16 protein-coding genes and 1 tRNA gene are annotated in these 16,516 nt (G+C 58.7%); 7 read left to right on the top strand and 10 right to left on the bottom strand.

Annotated elements, in window-relative coordinates; all coding sequences use genetic code 11:
• Window positions 1-124 precede the first annotated feature (124 nt).
• Window positions 125-619 carry a carboxymuconolactone decarboxylase family protein gene (locus P5540_02500; GenBank protein HRT63672.1) on the top strand — a complete coding sequence of 165 codons (495 nt, stop codon included), beginning with the start codon at window positions 125-127 and terminating at the stop codon, window positions 617-619.
• A gap of 3 nt (window positions 620-622) precedes the next feature.
• Here P5540_02500 and P5540_02495 read toward each other — a convergent pair whose 3' ends face one another.
• The 8 genes from P5540_02495 to rpsF all read right to left on the bottom strand — a co-directional run bounded on the left by P5540_02495 (window position 623) and on the right by rpsF (window position 6,277).
• Window positions 623-1,633 carry a Gfo/Idh/MocA family oxidoreductase gene (locus tag P5540_02495; protein ID HRT63671.1) on the bottom strand — a complete coding sequence of 337 codons (1,011 nt, stop codon included), beginning with the start codon at window positions 1,631-1,633 and terminating at the stop codon, window positions 623-625.
• Window positions 1,634-1,836: 203 nt separating this feature from the next.
• Window positions 1,837-1,925 (bottom strand) — tRNA-Leu (locus P5540_02490).
• 74 nt (window positions 1,926-1,999) lie between these two features.
• A complete protein-coding gene (dnaB, locus tag P5540_02485) occupies window positions 2,000-3,439 on the bottom strand; it encodes a replicative DNA helicase (GenBank protein ID HRT63670.1) in 1,440 nt (479 codons plus the stop codon).
• A gap of 23 nt (window positions 3,440-3,462) precedes the next feature.
• The gene (rplI, locus tag P5540_02480) at window positions 3,463-3,927 is read right to left on the bottom strand and encodes a 50S ribosomal protein L9 (GenBank protein ID HRT63669.1); all 465 of its coding nucleotides are present in this window, start codon (window positions 3,925-3,927) and stop codon (window positions 3,463-3,465) included.
• A gap of 64 nt (window positions 3,928-3,991) precedes the next feature.
• Window positions 3,992-4,957 (bottom strand): DUF2232 domain-containing protein, encoded by a 966-nt coding sequence (locus P5540_02475; protein HRT63668.1) that lies wholly within the window; start codon window positions 4,955-4,957, stop codon window positions 3,992-3,994.
• Window positions 4,958-4,985: 28 nt separating this feature from the next.
• Complete coding sequence (gene rpsR, locus P5540_02470; protein ID HRT63667.1) at window positions 4,986-5,243, bottom strand: 30S ribosomal protein S18; 258 nt, start codon at window positions 5,241-5,243, stop codon at window positions 4,986-4,988.
• A 122-nt stretch (window positions 5,244-5,365) separates the two neighbouring features.
• The gene (gene ssb, locus P5540_02465) at window positions 5,366-5,806 is read right to left on the bottom strand and encodes a single-stranded DNA-binding protein (GenBank protein ID HRT63666.1); all 441 of its coding nucleotides are present in this window, start codon (window positions 5,804-5,806) and stop codon (window positions 5,366-5,368) included.
• 21 nt (window positions 5,807-5,827) lie between these two features.
• Window positions 5,828-6,277, bottom strand: a complete 450-nt coding sequence (gene rpsF / locus P5540_02460) for a 30S ribosomal protein S6 (GenBank protein ID HRT63665.1) — start codon at window positions 6,275-6,277, stop codon at window positions 5,828-5,830.
• A 181-nt stretch (window positions 6,278-6,458) separates the two neighbouring features.
• Between rpsF and P5540_02455 the strand changes: the two genes are divergently transcribed.
• Window positions 6,459-6,917 (top strand): hypothetical protein, encoded by a 459-nt coding sequence (locus P5540_02455; GenBank protein HRT63664.1) that lies wholly within the window; start codon window positions 6,459-6,461, stop codon window positions 6,915-6,917.
• A 40-nt stretch (window positions 6,918-6,957) separates the two neighbouring features.
• Here P5540_02455 and P5540_02450 read toward each other — a convergent pair whose 3' ends face one another.
• Complete coding sequence (locus P5540_02450) at window positions 6,958-9,903, bottom strand: hypothetical protein (GenBank protein HRT63663.1); 2,946 nt, start codon at window positions 9,901-9,903, stop codon at window positions 6,958-6,960.
• 86 nt (window positions 9,904-9,989) lie between these two features.
• Window positions 9,990-10,613, bottom strand: a complete 624-nt coding sequence (locus P5540_02445; protein HRT63662.1) for a DUF1080 domain-containing protein — start codon at window positions 10,611-10,613, stop codon at window positions 9,990-9,992.
• A gap of 406 nt (window positions 10,614-11,019) precedes the next feature.
• Here P5540_02445 and P5540_02440 point away from each other — a divergent pair, with 406 nt between their 5' ends.
• From P5540_02440 to P5540_02420, 5 genes are all read left to right on the top strand, one after another.
• Window positions 11,020-11,856 (top strand): four helix bundle protein, encoded by an 837-nt coding sequence (locus P5540_02440; GenBank protein HRT63661.1) that lies wholly within the window; start codon window positions 11,020-11,022, stop codon window positions 11,854-11,856.
• A gap of 110 nt (window positions 11,857-11,966) precedes the next feature.
• On the top strand, window positions 11,967-13,109 hold the full coding sequence (locus P5540_02435) for a zinc-binding dehydrogenase (GenBank protein ID HRT63660.1): 1,143 nt from the start codon (window positions 11,967-11,969) through the stop codon (window positions 13,107-13,109).
• A 91-nt stretch (window positions 13,110-13,200) separates the two neighbouring features.
• On the top strand, window positions 13,201-14,592 hold the full coding sequence (locus P5540_02430; GenBank protein HRT63659.1) for a trypsin-like peptidase domain-containing protein: 1,392 nt from the start codon (window positions 13,201-13,203) through the stop codon (window positions 14,590-14,592).
• Window positions 14,582-15,973: a PDZ domain-containing protein gene (locus P5540_02425; protein HRT63658.1), complete on the top strand. Its 1,392-nt coding sequence runs from the start codon at window positions 14,582-14,584 to the stop codon at window positions 15,971-15,973. Before P5540_02430 ends, P5540_02425 begins: the two co-directional genes overlap by 11 nt.
• A 46-nt stretch (window positions 15,974-16,019) precedes the next feature.
• The gene (locus tag P5540_02420) at window positions 16,020-16,511 is read left to right on the top strand and encodes a hypothetical protein (GenBank protein ID HRT63657.1); all 492 of its coding nucleotides are present in this window, start codon (window positions 16,020-16,022) and stop codon (window positions 16,509-16,511) included.
• Window positions 16,512-16,516 lie beyond the last annotated feature (5 nt).

The following is a 16,516-nucleotide window of genomic DNA, read 5'->3' as shown; positions in this document are numbered from 1 at the left end:
AAACGCGACGACGCAAGGACGCAAGGACCCGCGATTTCAGGGAAAAATTTGGATGCGCCCCTAAAATGACCTATAGTGGAATTCAAACATGAAGTCGCGTTCGCGACCAAAGAGGGAGGATGGGATGAAACCGTTCAAGAAACGCATGCATAGCGGTCCAATCGCCTTTTTGTCCGACTGGGCTTCCCTGCTGGGAAAACCGCGGCGTCTGATGGCGGTATTGCGGGGAAAAACCCTTTCCGCGCCCTTCCGGGAACGCCTTATGCTCGCGGTGACGCAGGTGAACCAATGCCGCTATTGCGCTCATTTCCATACGAAAGCGGCGTTGGACGCGGGTGTGTCGAACGATGAAGTCCGGAAGTTACTGGCCGGAGAATTCGAGGGTTGTCCCGACGAGGAATTGCCCGCGATTATTTATGCGCATCACTGGGCCGAAACGGGACGCAACCCCGCTCCGGAAATGCGACGAAAATTGCAGGAGACGTATGGCGCGGAGAAAGCCGGGGCCATTGAACTGGCCCTGCAATTGATCTGCGCGTGCAATTACACCGGCAACGCCCTGGATTACGCACTGTACCGGTTGTCGTTTGGCGCCCTCGGCGGACAAGATCGCGTTTAGCAATCACTCCAAAGGCAGCGAAACCGGACGCCCCTCGCGGATGCTCCGGTAGCAGGCCTCGGCAATTTCAACATTGCGCAGGCCGTCCTCGCCGGAAATCGTGGCCGGATGCCGGCCCAGACAGGTCTCGGCAAACTCGCGCATCTCGCGATAGACGCCGTTTTCCCATTCGGGATGCACGTCGTCGTAGGCGACGACTTCCCGATCGGCGCCTTCGCGCTGGACATGGATCGTCTTTGCGACGCTGTCGTAATAGAGGGTTCCCTTTTCGCAGAACACCTCGCCGGTGTACCGTCCGAGATGGTCGCAGGCCGCCGTCGCCAGACTGCCCATGCCGCCGCCGGCAAAGGCGATATGGGCGAAGATCAGGTCTTCATAGTCGTTTTCCCCGTTGCAGAACCGGTCGCCCATGGCGCTGACGCAAACGGCCTCGCCGAGAATGCAACGCATGAAGTCAATTTCGTGCGCGTTGATTTCCATCAGGAGTCCGCCCGATGTTTCCCGTTTCAGACGCCACGGCCGGCCCCAGCCGCCCCAGCGGCCCATCGTTCGAATGATGCGAACGCCGAAGGGCGCGCCCAACGCGCCGGATCGAATTGTTTCAAGAACGTGGCGATACACGCCGATATATCGCAGGACTTGGCCGATCATGAGCGCTTTCCCGCTTCGCCCGGCGGCCGCAATCATGGCCCGGCATTCCCCCACGTTCAAGCCCATCGGTTTCTCGCAAAAAACATGCACGCCCGCCTCGAGCGATTCGATGGAAATGGCCGCGTGCAAATGCTGCGGAACCGCCACGACCATCCCGTCCGGTTTTTCATGCGCGATCAGGTCGTGGTAATCGTCGTAGGACGCGGGAGAACCGGCGCATATTTCGGTGGCTTTTTCCAGCGCCCGCGGATCGATATCGCACAACGCGGCCACTTCGATCTCCGGATTGCGGCACGCTTCGCGAAGCAAATCGCAACCCATTGTGCCCAACCCGACAAATCCCAAACGCGCCTTTTTTCCCATGCGCCGTACTCCTCGTTATCTTCTCCGCCCCGGAGAACGAACCATCCATTTCTGTTTTTTCCACAATGGAATTCGGACTTGTCCGATTCCATTTGTCCCCAATCCCCCAACCTGCGCCCATCGGCATGGATATTCGGGATTGGCGATCGAATTATACGCCCCGCGACTGGAAAACGTGAAATGACGATGGGGCATGGGAAAGGTGGTGCCGGGAGAGGGAGTCGAACCCTCACGAGGGGTAAACCTCGCCGGATTTTGAGTCCGGTGCGTCTGCCAATTTCGCCACCCCGGCGCACAAAAAAGTTTACCTGAAAAAAAGGGGAGAAAGCAAAAAGTTACGAATCCGATCCGCCGCGTCCGCCGCGATCAGAAGGGGGTTTCATCTTCAAACGAATCGTCTTCGGCCGCGGCGGCGGAAGGTTCGTCCACGTCCTTGGCGATGTTTTCGAAACGCTGGTAATCCTTGAGGAACAGCAAGTCGAATTTATCAGTGGGGCCGTTGCGGTGCTTGGCCACCTGGAGTTTGATCAGGTTTTCGGCTTGGGGGGTCTTTCCTTCAGGCGGACGGTAGAGGAACATGACCACGTCGGCGTCCTGTTCGATGGAACCGGATTCGCGCAGGTGGGACAGTTTCGGCGTGCCGGTATCGTCGCGCTCGGCTTCGCGGCTCAATTGCGACAGCGCGAGGATCGGCACTTTGAGTTCGCGGGCGAGTCCCTTGATCCCGCGGGAAATTTCACTGATTTCGACTTGGCGGTTTTCGGCGCGCCGGTCGCCGCTCATCAGTTGCATGTAGTCAATGATGACGAGGTGGCAGGGGTTTTGGCTCATGTGGCGCCGCGCCTTGGATCGAATTTCCAGCATCCGTATATTGGGCGTTTCGTCAATATAGATGGGCGCGTCGTTGAGTTCACCCGCGGCGCGGATCAATTTGGGCAGCTCGTCTTTGGCAAGGTAGCCGGTGCGCAGGCGGGCGGAGTTGATGTGTCCCTGCATGCACAGCAGGCGCTGGGTCAGTTGTTCCTTGGCCATTTCGAGGCTGAATATGAGCACGCCTTTGCGTTCGCGCACCGCGACATGCGCCGCAATATTCAACGCGAAGGCCGTTTTCCCGACCGAGGGGCGCGCGGCCAGCACAATCATGTCCGAGGGTTGGAGTCCGGACAGGCATTCGTCGAGTTTTTTCACGCCGGTCGGCAACCCGCGGATGCCGGTCTGTTGCTTGACGATGCGTTCAATTTCCTCGACGCTGTCGTTGATAAGGGCGCCGATTTTTTGAATGGGATTGGTCTGTCGCTTTTGGGCGATGCTGAAGATGGCGGCTTCCGCATCGTCGAGGAGTTCCGAAACCTTGCCGGAAAATTCGTAGGCTTGGCCCGCTATTGTGTTGCATTCGAGGATCAGCCGCCGTTGCAGGGCCAGCTCGAGGATAACGTTTGCATAATAGTCGGCATTGGCCGACGTGGGCGTGACACTGGTCAGTTCGCCGAGATAGGCGCCGCCGCCCACGGCGTCGAGGTGGCCGTCGTCGGACAGTTGCTGATAGACGGTGACCGGATCAACGGGCGCGTTTTTATTCATCAGGCTAACGGCGGCATTGTAGATGTGCTGGTGCGCCTCGACATAAAAGACGCTACCGTCATCCCGCAGGATTTCATTGATTGCTCCGGCGGCATCGGCATCGAGCAGCATGGCGCCCAGCACCGCGCGTTCGGCGTCCACATTCTGCGGCGGAACGCGTTCGAACACCGGCTGGGCATTGTGCCCGGCTTTCCTCGACGGCTTCTTGCGTGGGGTATCAGGCATCACCGACGTCCCCTCGTCCTGCGCTATTCGGCGGCGGTTTCCTCTTCGATCGCGGAGACCCAAACCTTTACGGTCGCTTCGATTCCGCTGGCGAGTTTGACCGGCACGCCAAAAATACCCAAGGACTTGATGGGTTCTTCGAGCGCGATAATCTTGCGATCCACGTCGAATCCCATTTCGCCGAGTTTTTCCGCGATGTGCGCCGCCGTGACGGATCCGAAAATCTTTTCTTCCTCGCCGGCCCTTGCCTTGATTTCTACTGTCACGCCTTCCAGTTTTTTCGCCATTTCCATCAGGATCGCGCGCCGTTTTTCCTCGCGCTTCCGGATGATGCGCAGTTCATGTTCGATCTGCTTCGCACTGGCCGAATTGGCGCCAACGGCCAGTTTGCGCGGCAGGAGATAATTGCGCGCAAAACCATCCGCCACATTCACCGTGGCGCCCATTTTGCCCACGTTGGGCACGTCTTGACTCAATATGACCTTCATCCGATACGCCTCCTTGCACGTCTGTTTTATCGTTGCTCTTCGTCCGTTTGGACTGTTGTAACCTTCATTCGTTGTCGTCTTCACTCTCTCTTCGTTCTTCCTCGCGGCGCTTTTTCACCGCAGCCAGCCTGTCGGCCAATTTCCGGAAATCCGCCCATGTGTCGAACAGACCGACAAAACACAGGACGGGATGCAACCCTTCCATGACCGCTAGGACCAAACCCGCGACTACCGCGAGATACATCAAACCCTGCGGGCGCAACACATCCAGCGCATAAACCAACACCGACGCGCCGTTGAACCAGTACACACCCGCAAGGGCAATCGCCGTGTTCCATCCAATCAGGTGCCACACCGGATCGGACCGGCGATAGGCCAAAAAACACACCAGCGCCACAACTATCACCAGCCATACCAGCCATTCCGACACGCGCATGGTCCGAAATGAACCGCGCACGCCCTCGATGCCAAACCGGCGTCGAAGCCAGCCGCCCAGGATCGAAACGCCAACGCAGGCTTCGACAAGAATCGGCCACAGGATCAGACCGGCGCCAATCTGCGCCCAGTGATCCTTGAGCCATCCAATATTCTGCGCGAGCAGTTCCGCGCTTTCCGGACTGTCGGGCTGGCTGCGCACATGGGCCAGCAAGGCATCGTAAACGTTTTGCGCCTGCGCCATCCATGCGTCCCATGCGTTCACAACAGAACCCAAGGCGACCAGATACGCAAAGCCGGCCACGGCCGCCACCGTCCAGCCATAGGTCCAGCGGCGGCCAATACCGACGCCGAGGGGAAAGCCCACCGCCGTGATCAATCCGCAGTGGACGCCCGCGCCCACAATCCCGGTGGCGGACCAGCCGCCCAATCCCGCGGCCAACACAAGCCCCGTGGCGAGCAACGGCCATCCCAGCGCCGCATACAGGGCCACCGGAATGGGAAACAGCAACGCTCCCACGAGACTGGCGTTTGCCGTGGCCACGCCGACGCCCCCCACAAAGAGAGCAACGGCTGTCAACAAATACCTTCGCATAGCCCGGTCCCGGGCGCAAGCGCCGGGATCAGTCCGCCGTGTACGGCAACAGCGCAATTTGGCGCGCGAGATTGATCGCGCGCGTCAACATGCGCTGATGCTTGGCCGTGGCGCCCGTAATCCGCCGCGGAATGATTTTCCCGCGCTCGGTAATATAATGTTTCAGCATCGCCACGTCCTTGTAGTCAATATATTCAACCCGATCGACCGTCAGCCGGCAAACCTTGTTGCGCGCAACGGCGCGTTTCTTTTTACGCTTCGCGCCGGCTTTTGATCTGGCTATCATTTTTGCCATCTTGCTTGCTGCTCCTTATTCATTGCATTCTTGGCATGGCGCCGACCGGCGCCTCGGCCAAGCCGTGCGTTTCCTGTCTCTCTCGCGGCGCTCCACGCACCGCCGGGGAAGTGTCAGAACGGAATATCGTCTTCGGGAATGGGCTCTTCGATTTCACGCGGTTCGGGACGGCTGGACGCCGCAGCGCCGCCGCCACCCCCGCGATCCTCCCAATCAAGTTGTTGCAGCCGCATGACCGTAATTTCGATCTTTGATCGCTTCTGGCCAGTGGTTTTATCGTCCCATGTGTCGGAGCGCAACCGGCCTTCCACAATTACGGGGCGGCCTTTCCGCAGGTGCTGGCCGTAATATTCGGCCGATTTTTCCCATGCGGTCAGGTCCACAAATAGCGTTTCCTCGCGTTTTTCTCCGTCTTTGCCCTTGAACGTCCGCGTAACGGCCAATCCCATTTTACACACGGCCGTTCCTGAAGGCGTATACTTGAGTTCCGGGTCACGAGTAAGCCGGCCCGCAAGGATCACACGATTGAGATCGGGCATCCGTAAATCCGACATCCGTACTCCCCTCCTCTTTGGTTATTCGTCTTCCATGTCATCGTCGTCGTCACGATAGCGGCGAGCCCGGCGGGGACGATCATTTTCGTCATCATCCTCGTCGTCGGACCGCGCGGCCGCGCTTGCGCTGTTGCGGATTTCGGCTTCCTTCCGCTCCTTTTGCAAGGCTTCCAAGCGCAGCGTTTTCTCGTCGAAATGCACCACCAGATAACGGATAATCGCATCGGTCAACCGGAAATGGTTTTCAAGCCGCGCCACAAGGCCCGGGGCGGACTCGAAACGGAGCAGCACATAATTGCCTTCCGTGCATTTCTGCACTTCATAGGCCAGCCTGCGTTTTCCCCAAATCTCGGAGCGCACGATAGCACCGCCATTGGCCGTAACAAGACTTTCCACCTCTTTGGCTATCGTCTGGATTTCATCGTCCGGCACGTCCGGCCGGGCAATGTAAAGCGCTTCGTATGTTTTCAACACATTCACCTCCTTCCCATAAATGGAAATAGGCGCTCCACACCCGCAAAAAAACGGGACATCCCGTGAAGTGCGCCAAGAAACGCCATGATACCAAATAACCGTTCCCCGCTCAAATCGGCGATGTGAACTGTTCACTCCCAGTGGCGTAGGATATCTTTCGGATTTGAGGAACGCGCGTATGGAAAGTTCGACAAAGTTTATTCTGGGCATCGTTGTGATTGTGCTGCTGGGCTTGCCGCTTGTCGGGCAGTTGGCCAAGAAACAACCCGCGGTCGCTCCCGTAGCCGCGCCGCCGCCACCCATGGAAACACCGTTGGCGCCGCCGCCGCAACCGTTCCAGCAACCCCTTGCACAACCGTCTCCCCCTCCACAGGAGCCGCAAGGCCCGCCGCCGCCCATGAGCCTTGCCAACACGGCATGGACCATCAATCACCCCCAATACGGCGCCATCACGATCGAATTGTATCCGGGTGGCCAAGCCCAAGCGACAGGCGGACAGATTCCGTTCCCCATTCAGGGCACATGGAAACAGCGGGGCAATTCGTTGACGGTCACGGCGATGGGCCAGACCATTAACGCGCAGGTGCAGGGCGATCAGGTCGTGGCCAACGGCATAGCCGCGCAGCGAATACGATAAGATCGGACGGATCCGTCCGATTTGCACTTGACCCGTGCGGTTACGGTACGGCGTAGATCCAACGTCCCGACAGCTCCGGCGTGACCGTAAACACCAGCGCGCCGTTTTCACGCTGGAACGGAATGACCGCTCCACGCGATCCCGGCTTCGGGCCTTCGGCGAACAGCGTTACCGATTCGGGCAGCGTCTCCGCCGGAATGCGCAACACGCCTTGGCCATGCGCCATCAGTTGCAGGATGGCGCCATCGGCGACCTTGCGGCTTTCGGGAACCGGCGCCCACGCCACCACGCCAAAGGGCGCATCCGCGAAGACGGTTTCGCGCCCGTCAATGGCAATCCGCGTGGAATGGCTGCCGGCAAACGCGACAAGCCGACCGGCATCATCAACACGGAATGCGACAGCCTGTTTGCCGTCATAGGTTACGCGGTGGCCGTTCACGGCCAGATCGTCGAGTTTCAACGCCTCGGATGGCGGCGGATTCTTGTCGAGATAGGCCTTGTCCTCATCCTGCTTGCGCGCAAAACCGCCGGGCCAATCTTCGACGATGTCGCGGAAATGCGGCGCAATCGCGGTGGCGCCGTTCGGAAAACGGCACGCGAGATACGGTGTCGTGCGCGACACGTATTCGGTATTGTCGTTCACGCCCCCGATGCGGCCCGTCGGCGGATACGCACCGAGAGCGTCGAGAACTTCGAACCAATTCCGCGTCTCGTAACCGAGACTCTGCGCCTGATCGTCCCGCGGACGATAGCCAAGCACCGTCGTCGAACCGCCACGGGCGGCGCGCCGGTGTGTTCCGACGACAAGGCCCTGAGTGCGCGCAACCGTTTCGGTTCCCTCGCGCGGAACAACCGGATAAATGCGATCCACAAGGAAATCCGTCAGGATCACCTGCGGTGCAACATGGGCCAGAACACCCTCGAATGCGATCAAGCGTCCGGGCGCACGGCGGCCCTCTTCAAGGTTGGGCGTGTAATCCACGCCGGTCAAGTCCTGCCAAGCAGGCAAGGCGGAGTCTCCTTCCGCGGTCAACACGGGCGGCGGTCCCGACCATACGAGGCGTCCGCCGCTTTCCACGAATGCCTTGACAAACTCAAGAAAGGCTTTCGACGGAAATGGTTCGAAGAGCGTGCAGAGCGTCGTGAATTTCCGGCCCGCCATTTCGAGTCCGCCGGGCACGACTTGGGCGCATTCCATAAGTTTTGCCTGGGTAACGTAATTCGCGTAGCCGTACTGCGTCATCCAACTGCCGAACCGTTCCTCGGCGGCCACGAGATCGAGCGGATACAGCATGAGCACTTCGACGTCGCGGTGCTGCATGTCCTCGACGATCCCGTACAGCGGCGTTCCCGCCGCGCCGTAGGCGTTGACCAGCGACATCCGCCGCTGGCTCAATTCATGCGGCATGCCCCAGTGCGCCGCATAAGAATACGGCACCTCGTTCAGGATGCCGGTTGAGCAACCGAGCGCAAGTGCGAAGTAGTCGCGGTCGAGCCAGCCGCCCTCGGCATGATCATTGCCATTGCCCGTCAAGAAATCGCCCCACTTGAAGTAGTCGTGACAGGCCGATGCAGCCTGATGCACCGTGCATGACCACACAAAGTTCGACGTGTACTCATACTGGTTCGGCGCGTGGCGATCCTGGCCCACGTTCCACCGGTCTATCGTGGGGCTTTCCGCCCACGTCGCATGGGCGCGCGATTCAAGCCGGTGGCCCATGCCCTGTTCCGCGTACCGCTTGGCGCCGGCAAACAGGTCCACGACGCCGTCCTGCAGCAGTTTGTAATAACGCGATCGAAACAGCGCCGTTTCGCGAATGCGTTCCGGAGTCGCGCCGAACACGTGCATGACCCCGTCCTTTGCGGACACATCGTACGCGGCGTCTTCCTGGCCATAACAGAAATAGATCATGTATTTCGCGAAATCCGCGTACTGCGCGCCGTACAACGCCGCGAACCGCTTGGCAAATCCCGGGCTGACATAGCGCAGGGCGAATTCGCCGTTGTCGTGATGGTTGAAATAGCCCCAATCCTGCTGGATGTGCATTTCGTCGGCATAAAGTCCGTTCAGTTTGACGCCCGCCGCGACGTATTTGTCAATCAGACCCTTGAGAAATGGCATGGCCTGCTCGCTGAAGTAATCCATTTCCGGCACGCGGTACTGCTGCACGACCAGCACGCGGTCGAGCGGGCCGATATCCGTCCGGCCTTCGCCATGCACGCGGACACGCCGCGCGATCTTGGTATCGAGGCTTTCCCAGACCTCGGTTTGGGCCACATCGCTGATTTCGACAATCCCCTTCGGATCGACAAATCGGCATGAGGCCCCATGAGCGCCCTGTTCTTTGAATGCGAACACGCGGACGCCGGCGTCTTCGATATCGATAGGCCCCTTGTTGTTCGTCCAGCGGTGTTGGCGCCAAAGTTGGACGTCGAACCGGCCGGTTTTCGGATCGCGAAGCCCTTTGCGGTAGTGCATCCACAAGCCCGATTCGCCCGTTGCCTTCTGGTAGGCCGGGCCGATTTCCAATGGACTGAGCAAGCTCAACTCGAGTCCGAGGCCGTATTCCTGAGCAAATTTGCCGATGGCCGCAATCCGCTGGACATACTCGTCCATGTCCGGTGTCAGGCGCCGCGGTTGATCCTGGCCGGGGCGGTACTGCACGAAGAAGTGATCGAACGCGATAATGAGGGTCCGGGCGTTGGCATTGCGCGCCTCCTCGCAAACCTGTCGCAGGCTCTTCTCGACCTTGTCGTACGTCAACGAGAGATTCAACACCTTGTCCGGATCGCTCAACTGTTCCAGTTCTTCATCGCTGACGAGGATGATATGGGCGCGATGAAGCAGGAAACTCCACGGTCCCGGATACGACACCAACTCGCCCGTATACAGGTTTTCCGGCACGACAGGCATGGTTCCCTCCGTCTGCGCCACGCACCACGTTCCCATCACCAACACCCCAATGCACACGGCATGCTTCACCACGGCTCGTCACTCCTCAGGAATCGTGCGGCGTTTCCAACGTCGCGGTAAAAAACGGCCACACAAAATACCGCCCAACCACAATGCGCTTACAGCGTCCGGAGCGAGACTTCACGAACGATGATCTTCATGCTCTTGAATTCATCGCCGGGATGCACCTGAAAGCCAATTCGTCCTTTGGCATACGAACCCTCGTGCACGTCGCCCGTTACCCGCCCGTTGAGCGACACGACGAGATGATCGCCCTGCGCCTTGATCAGCATCGTGTTCCAGTCGTCTTTCTTTTCGAGCGCCTTGTCCCCGTTGATTGCCAGAAACATCTTGCCCGGACAGTAGATTGTCCCTGAGTAGGCTTCCGGCTTCCTGTATTCGAGGATATCCGCCTGGTACGACTTGTCCGGCGCCTGGTACCGGAACCAGATGCCGCTGTTGGCCGGCCACACGACCTTGTACACCACGCGGACTTCAAAATCGCCGAATTCCTGCTCGGTAAACAAATCCCCCGGCGCGGCGCCCGGACCTTGCGCTCCGATGAGACAGCCGTCCTCAACGGTCCATACCGCCTTGCCTTCAGGCTTCCAGCCGGTCAGATCCTTGCCGTTGAACAGCGGCGTCCATTTCCCGTCTTCGGCCGCGAACGCGCCCGCGCCCATCCATCCCGCCGCCAATCCCGTCACCGTTCCCTTCAAGAATGTCCTTCTTTCGATTCGCATGTCTTTTTCCTCGCAACGTTGGCTCCAGCCCTGGCGCTTTTTTCGCGCCTACTTATTCGCCACTATGTCATATTGACGCGTCCGCATCAAGAAAGCGCGAAGGGTGAGAAGGTGCGAAGGGTGCAAAGAGTAAATTCTATTCCATTTTTCCGTGGTCGGAATGTAGTTTCAATTTCATCTCTGTCCAAATGGCGGCTTGCAGAAAGCCATTTTGAGTAAATAGACAACGTTTTTTCCGGGAAAGCGTTCTTGGGACACCTTTTCTTCGCGATGAAGAAGAAGTGTTCCCGATCAATCGTATTTAGGGCCGCTCTGACATGCGGGTTTGAGTTCGGAATCGCCTGGCCCGAATATCCGTGCCCTGTTTTCCATCTGCGCATATCTGCGTCATCTGTGGATCATGTGATTGTCCGCAGATGACGCAAATAGTCGCAGCTATCGAACCGATGAACGGAATAAAAAGGTAAAACGTGGATCCTTGAGGTTTTGTGGTTTTTTACAATTCTTTTGGACAGCAATGTTTCAATTTGATCGTTATCGGAGAATAGAAAGGGCGAAAAACCCTCGACGAGGAAATGTTGCCCAGTCCTTTGAAGAACGGCACGTCTATCAGCATGCCCGGACATTGACGAATGCCATTTATACTTTGACGCGACGGGAAGACTTCTTACGCGACAGCGGCCTTGTCGCTCAGAGCCGGCGGGTGTCCGTTTCCATCATGTCCAACATCGCCGAAGGATTCGGACGAGGCGCAAAGACCGAATTCATCCGGTTCTTCTTTATAGCCAAAGGCTCCTGTGGAGAAGTCCGCGCACAATCGGCCATTGCGCACAATCGGCAATACATTGAAGACACGGATTATATCCGCCTGCTCAATCTGGCGCGTCGCGTGAGCGGGATGCTTTCGAACTTTCTCGCACACCTGCAAGGATCGGACTATCAGGGAGAGAAATTCAAGCGTCCGCAGCGCATAGCGGCCGACACGGTTCAGAAGAGAGTCGAAGCGCTTCGTGCGGCTCAGGAAGCCAATATAAATGCCGTAAAAGAGAATGAGAAAAAACGAAGAACACAGACCTTCTCCCCCTCTCATCCTTCAAACGTGCAAATTCCCCAATTTTCTTCAAGATCCCTCGCCACTTCAACGGAAGTGCGTCAAGCAAGTCGAAGCACCAAGAAAAAAGATTTCCCCGAAGAAAAGGACTGTTGCCCATCGAGTCCCGGCGGTGGTGATGTTGCGCCGTGAGTCCCGGCGGCTGTATCGTTGGTTGGAAAAGCATCATCGGCAAATTCGCAACGGCTTGAAAAATCTTGTCTACAAATATCCATTTTGACGATTCTGAACACACGAAAAAAATGCCAACGACAAGCCATGCGGCGAAATCATTCATCACGCCCAAAACCTGCAAGGCGGCCGTGTTCGAAAATCCCGGCACACCGATGCGGATTAGGGAATTTGACGTGCCGCAAGATCTGCCGCCCGGCGCGGCGTTGTGCCGGGTTCGACTAAGCACCATCTGCGGCTCCGATCTGCACACGATTGCGGGCAGGCGATCGGAACCGGTTCCGGCCATTCTCGGCCACGAATCCGTTGGCGAGATCGTCGCTTATGGACCCGGCGCCCATTACTGGGATGGCGAACCGCTTCAGCACGGCGATCGCGTTTCATGGACCATCATGGCGTCCTGCGGCGATTGTTTCTTTTGCGGAAAACGATTGCCGCAAAAATGCGTCCACTTGCTGAAATACGGCCATACTTCGACCGATGTCTGGCCCGGCCTGACAGGAGGGTATGCGGAATACATCTATCTTTTCCCCGGAACAGGGATATTTCGTGTGCCCGCGGCACTGGCCGACGCGGTCGTCGCTCCGGCCAATTGCGCTCTGGCCACGGCCGTTGCCGCATTGGAGGTAATTGGTGGCGTGGCATCCGGCGAAAGCGTATTGATATCGGGCGCCGGTCTCATGGGCGTCTATCTGGCTGTCCTGGCAAGGGAAGCGGGAGCGAATCCCATCATGATCGCCGACACGAACCCGGTGCGTGCCGAAGCCGTGTGCCGTTTTGGCGCGGACGCAACTTTCACCCAAAGCGCCGAGCCGGCGGATGTCGCGGCATGGGCGCGTACGACGTGCGGCGGTGAAGGCGTGGATGTGGCCTTTGAAGCGTGCGGGGATCCGCGTGCGGCAACGGCTTCACTCGACGCGCTGCGCATCGGCGGCCGCCTGCTCGTCGCGGGATTGGTCGCTCCCGGCAGTAGATTTCCCGTTGACGGCCATGTATTGATTCGAAAATGCCTGACGATCCGGGGCATCCACAATTATCATCCGGTCCATCTCGGTCAAGCGATCGATTTCCTCGCGTCAACCGCCGGAAAATACCCTTACGCGGAATTGGTTTCGCCTGTTTTCGGTCTGGGCAACATCCAGGATGCAATTGTATGCGCAATGAAAGGACGCGCCCCCCGCGTGGGAATCCAGTGCGACGATTCGTCGCTGTAACACCGCGCCTCGCACCGGAATCACGCGTTTCCATGTTTCGACGCGGTAGGCTATAATCGGCGTGGATGGGTTTCGTAAAGGAGGTTTCCCGTTGAAAAAAGTATTCTTGGTTCTCTGGGCCGTCATGCTGGCAGGCGGCTGCGCCACACTAAGCGGTTCGGTGCAATCGGCCGTCACGCGCGCGAAGGACAAAGTCGCTCCGGCGCTGGTTCATATCCGGCCGGTCAAGGAAATCTATGCACGGGGAAAAAGAGAAGAGGTTCCGGTCGTCGGAAGCGGCTTCGTCATTTCAACGGACGGATACGTGGTTACGAACGAGCATGTCGCGGGCGACAGCAAATTCGTGCGTTGCGTGCTGTTCAACAAGGAGGAAGTGGACGCGGAGGTTGTGGGGACGGATCCTTATACTGACATCGCCGTACTCAAATTGAAATCGCTTCCCAAGGGCATTCCGGCGGTAAAACTCGGATCGAGCGCCCGCTTGAAGGCGGGCGAGTCCGTGCTCGCGCTGGGCAGTCCGCACGGGCTGTCGCGCAGCGTCTCCATGGGAATTGTCAGCGTCACGGACCGTTATCTTGAAGATCGCGACGATGAAATGCGATCGCCGTTCAACACATGGATTCAAACGGACGCGGCGATCAATCCGGGCAACAGCGGCGGGCCGCTGGTCAATCTCCGGGGCGAGGTCATCGGCATCAATTCGCGGATGCTGGCCGGCGCGGAGAATGTGGGATTCGCCATTCCCATTGATGCCGCGAAAGAGGTCGTCGCGCAGATCCGCGCGCATGGCCGCGTCGAGCGGAGTTGGATCGGCGAAGTCTTGCAGCCCATGCGTGTCAAAACGGACGACCCCGCGAGTAAAGGCGTGGTCATCGCGGACGTGGATCCACTGTCGCCGGGGTACGATGCGGGGCTGCGGCCCGGGGACGTCATGCTCTCCATTGACGGCCATCCCGTCAATGCCCGGTTCGAGGAAGATCTGCCGCCCGTGCGCAAGGCCATCGCGGACCTGCCCATCGGCGCCGAGGTCACCATTCGCGTGTTGCGCGGCGAAGAAGAACTCGACGTGAAAGTCAAAACGGCCGAGCGCAGCCAGCTCCGGGGCGACCAGCACGAATTCACGGAATGGGCGTTTACGGCGGTGGACCTGACGGAAAACGTCGTACGAAAGGCGCAGTTGCCCTCGAAGAAAGGCATCCTGATTACCGGTTCGCAGGTCGGCGGAATCGCCGCCAACGCACGACTACAAAACGGCGATATCGTGCTGAAGGTGGACGGCGAGGAAATCGAAAATCTGGCGGCTTTTGAAAAGATCTACCGCACACTGCTGGCAACCCGAAAAAGGCTCATCATGCTCGAAGTGAAACGCGGCGCACTGAGCCGCTTCGTATTGATCAAGCAGGACGGCGAAGAGGGCGGCGCGCCGCCGCCCATGGAACCCGCGCCGGCGGATGCGGTGGGAGGAACCGACCATGTCGAGTAGTGTGCTGGCATTGATGACGGTCGTTGCGCAATTCATGCCCGCCGACGGCTTCACCCAGGCCACCATCGCAAAGGCTTACGCCGAATGGGCGCCTGCCGTCGCGCTGGTGCAATATTCGTCCGAAATTACGGATCCCGGTTCCGGGGAAACGACCAAGCGCGATTCAAGCGCCTTGGGCCTCGTTGTAACCCCTGGCGGACTCGTCATGGCGCCGGGCCACATGCAACTCGAAAACGCTGAACCGTTCAATGTCGCCATCACCGTGGGCCATGGCGGCAGCGAACGAAAATTCGAGGCCGAGGTGCTCAAAAAACCCGACGACATCAACATCTGCTTTTTGCGAATTCAATCCGACACCCCTCTCAATCTACCTTGCGCCACGTTTGCCCGTAACATGCGCCTTTCCATCGGCGAACCTGTGCTCCTGATAGGGCTTTACTCGGAGAATCTCGACTATGCCCGCGGAATTTACACCTGCCGAATCGGGGGCATTCTCGAAAAACCGCGCACGACCTATTGCATTGATTCGACGCTCCGGTTCGGATTCGTCGGCGGCCCGGTCATCAACGCACAGGGCCGGCTCGTCGGCGTTGTGGGATTCGATCTAACGCCGGCGGAAGGCGGCGATTTGTATGTGCGCAGCGGCCATCCGCTCGTGTATCAGGCGGACCTGTTCCGAAAATACATCGAAACGCCGCCCGACAAGACGGCCGAAGGCGGACCGGGCGGCGAGGATGCGTGGCTCGGAATCTTCACGCAACCGCTCTATGACGATTTCGCCGAATATTGGAACATTCCCAAGGAAGGCGGCATTGTCGTCAGCAGCGTCATGGCCGGTTCTCCCGCCGAAAAGGCCGGATTGAAGGCTGGCGACGTGATTGTCAGCATCAATTCGGTCGGGGTGCATCCAAGGCTCGATCGCGAGGTCGTCGGATTCACGAAACTCGTGCGCGAAATCGGCGTCGGCCAGACCGTCCCGTTGCGCGTGTTGCGCGAAGGAAAGCCGCTGGACTTGGAAATCACCCTGGCGGCACGTCCCAAATCCGCACGCGACGCCGGCGAATACAAGGACGAAGTGTTCGGCTTGACGGTGCGCGAATTGACCACCGACGTCCGCATCCTGTTGAACCTCGGCGAGGACGTAAAAGGGGTCATCATCCGTCGCGTGAAATCGGGCAGCATCGCCAATCTCGCGGGAATGCGCCCCGGCGTCGTTATCATGGAATTGGGCCGCAATCCCATCGCCACGCTCGACGATTTCAAAAAGGCCGTGACTAAATTGGTCGAGGAAAAGCCAAAAGAAGTCAGCGCATTCTGCCGGGTAGGAGCCGAAACCGGCTTTTTCCGCCTCGAACCGCGCTGGGACGCCATGAAGCGTTAGCGCCGCGGCATTGTCCAACGCCGCCGACAAAATGAAGGGAAAAAGCATGTCAGTCAATGCGAAACGGGTGCTGTGGAGATTGTTGCTGTTTGGATTGCTGGGACTCCTCCTTGAGGTTTTTTTCACGTCGCTGGGCGGGCTGAAGCACAGCAAATGGAACCTGGTCGGCCACACGTCGCCATGGATGATGCTCGACTATTGCCTGTTCGCGGTTATCCTCATGCCCGTGGGACGGCCCATGGCCCGCATGGGCGTTCCGCTGCCCGCCCGCGCAATCCTTTACATGGTCATGATTTTCGTTGTCGAGTTTGTCAGCGGCTGGATTTTTGACCTCTGCGGCATCCATATTTGGGATTACAGCCATCTTCCGCTGAACCTGTGCGGCTACATCACGCTGTCCTATGCGCCTTTCTGGTATGGGCTGGGGCTGATCGCCGAAGCGCTGTATTTGCGCATTGACGCGGCGGCGCTTGCGTGGGCGCTCGGACTGACGGCGGAGCGCATCGAAGTGCTGTCGAACGCGGAACAGGCAACCTGACGGGA

The organism is Candidatus Hydrogenedentota bacterium (assembly GCA_035450225.1).
In the GTDB taxonomy this organism is placed as follows: domain Bacteria; phylum Hydrogenedentota; class Hydrogenedentia; order Hydrogenedentales; family SLHB01; genus DSVR01.
Note: the sequence above shows the minus strand (reverse complement) of the source record. Positions and strands in the feature narration are given on the sequence as shown.